Source organism: Streptomyces sp. UNOB3_S3 (assembly GCF_020740895.1).
Taxonomy (GTDB): domain Bacteria; phylum Actinomycetota; class Actinomycetes; order Streptomycetales; family Streptomycetaceae; genus Streptomyces.
Genome location: NZ_JAILXP010000626.1, coordinates 1 through 2,123, shown reverse-complemented (window position 1 = coordinate 2,123; position 2,123 = coordinate 1). Strand labels below are relative to the sequence as shown.

General features: G+C 69.5%; 2 protein-coding genes. Both read left to right on the top strand.

Annotated elements, in window-relative coordinates; genetic code table 11:
• Positions 1 to 545 (top strand): biotin/lipoyl-containing protein (locus K6I33_RS34475; RefSeq protein ID WP_229358742.1); only part of this gene is annotated, 545 nt, incomplete at its 5' end.
• A gap of 266 nt (positions 546 to 811) precedes the next feature.
• Positions 812 to 1,903, top strand: coding sequence for a type III polyketide synthase (locus tag K6I33_RS34470; RefSeq protein WP_229358741.1), 1,092 nt, complete (start codon positions 812 to 814; stop codon positions 1,901 to 1,903).
• Positions 1,904 to 2,123 lie beyond the last annotated feature (220 nt).

Genomic DNA, 2,123 nt, shown 5'->3' with positions numbered 1-2,123 from the left:
CGGAGTTCCAGGTCGAGGGGATGGCCACCGCGATCCCGTTCCACCGTGCGGTGGTCACCGACCCGGCGTTCACCAGCGACCCGTTCCACGTCCACACCCGCTGGATCGAAACCGAATTCACCAACACGATCGAGCCTTTCGCCGCTCCGGCCGGTGCCGACGAGGACGAGCCCGAGGGCCGTGAGACGGTCGTGGTCGAGGTCGGCGGCAAGCGGCTGGAGGTGACGCTCCCGGCCTCGCTCGGCGCGGGCCTCGGCCAGGGCGCGGCCGCCGGTGGCGGTGCGCGGCCCAAGCGCCGTGCGGCGAAGAAGGCGGGCGCGGCGGCCTCGGGCGACTCGCTGACCTCGCCGATGCAGGGCACGATCGTCAAGGTCGCGGTCGAGGACGGTCAGCAGGTCGACGAGGGCGACCTCGTCGTGGTCCTGGAGGCCATGAAGATGGAACAGCCGATCAACGCCCACCGCTCCGGCACGGTGAAGGACTTGGCGGCGGAGGTGGGGGCGTCGCTGTCGTCGGGCGCGGTCATCTGCGAGATCAAGGACTGAACGGGCTGACTGGACTGGCCGGGCGGGCCGGGACGTACCGGACCGCCCGGCGCGGGCATGTGCTGTGAGTAGCCCGTGCGGGTCCTGTGGACTCGCTGTATGTTCGATGAACGTAAGTTCCGTTTATGACGATATGTGCGCTCTTCGGGTGAACTTTCAGAGCATATGTGTGGCGCGCTTCCCGATGCGGCATGCAGTGGACATAGGCTGGCACGCCATTTCGGCGGCCCTGGGCATCGAGAGAGCGCTGCGACTGGGAGGCCGACATGGCGACATTGTGCAGACCGGCCATCGCTGTCCCCGAGCACGTGATCACAAGGGAGCAGACCCTGGATCTGGCGCGCACCCTGCACGCCGATCACCCCCAGCTGGAGCTGGCGCTCCGGCTGATCGGCAATACGGGAGTGCAGACCAGGCACCTCGTGCAGCCGATCGAGGACACGCTCAAGCACCCCGGCTTCACCGTGCGGAACGCCCGGTACGAGCGTGAGGCCAAGGCCCGTGTCCCCGCCGTCGTACGGCGCGCGCTCGACCACGCCGAGCTGACGACGCGTGACATCGACCTGATCGTGTACGTGTCCTGTACAGGCTTCATGATGCCGTCGATGACCGCGTGGCTGATCAACACCATGCGCTTCCGCAACGAGACCCGGCAGCTCCCCATCGCCCAGCTCGGCTGCGCGGCGGGCGGCGCCGCCATCAACCGCGCGCACGACTTCTGCCTGGCCTACCCGGAGGCGAACGTCCTGATCGTGGCCTGCGAGTTCTGCTCGCTGCTCTACCAGCCCACGGACCTGGGTGTCGGCAATCTGCTCTCCAACGGCCTCTTCGGCGACGCCATCGCCTGCGCGGTGGTGCGGGGCGAGGGCGGTACGGGCGTACGGATCGAGCGGAACGGCTCGCATCTGGTGCCCGACACGGAGGAGTGGATCTCCTACGGGGTGCGTGACACGGGATTCCACTTCATCCTGGACAAGCGGGTCCCCGGCACGATGGCCATGCTCGCCCCGGCCATGCGCGACATGGCCGAGCCGCACCAATGGGACGTCTCCGAGCTCGACTTCTACATCGTCCACGCCGGCGGCCCCCGCATCCTGGACGACCTCAGCCACTACCTCGGCCTGGCTCCAGAAACGTTTCGCTATAGCCGCGAGACCCTCACCGAGCGGGGCAACATCGCCAGCGCCGTCATCTTCGACGCCCTGGAGCGCCTCTTCCAGGACGGCGGCGCCGACGATTCCGCCCGCGGCATCATCGCGGGCTTCGGCCCCGGCATCACGGCCGAGATCGCCCTGGGCACCTGGACATCGGACCGCGAACGGGAACGAGTACCGGTGCCGATGCCCCTTTCGGCGTAACCGGGGGATCCGGGGGCTCGGGGGCGGAGCCCCCGAAAGCCTCACCGCATCCCGCACCGCCCCACCGGCGCCCCCGGCACCGTGACGGTCCCGGCCCCCAGGCTCAACGAAACTGCCGCGGCCCGCACATCCGGCCGACTGCCGATCGGCTCGCCCCCCGCCAGGGGACCCCGCTGGGCGGACCCGGTTCCCCGCAACAACACCCGCGCCTCCCCGGGCG

Coding starts and splice junctions, on each gene's coding strand:
- K6I33_RS34470 (WP_229358741.1), top strand. CDS start 812: ATGGCGACATTGTGCAGACCGGCCATCGCTGTCCCCGAGCACGTGATC.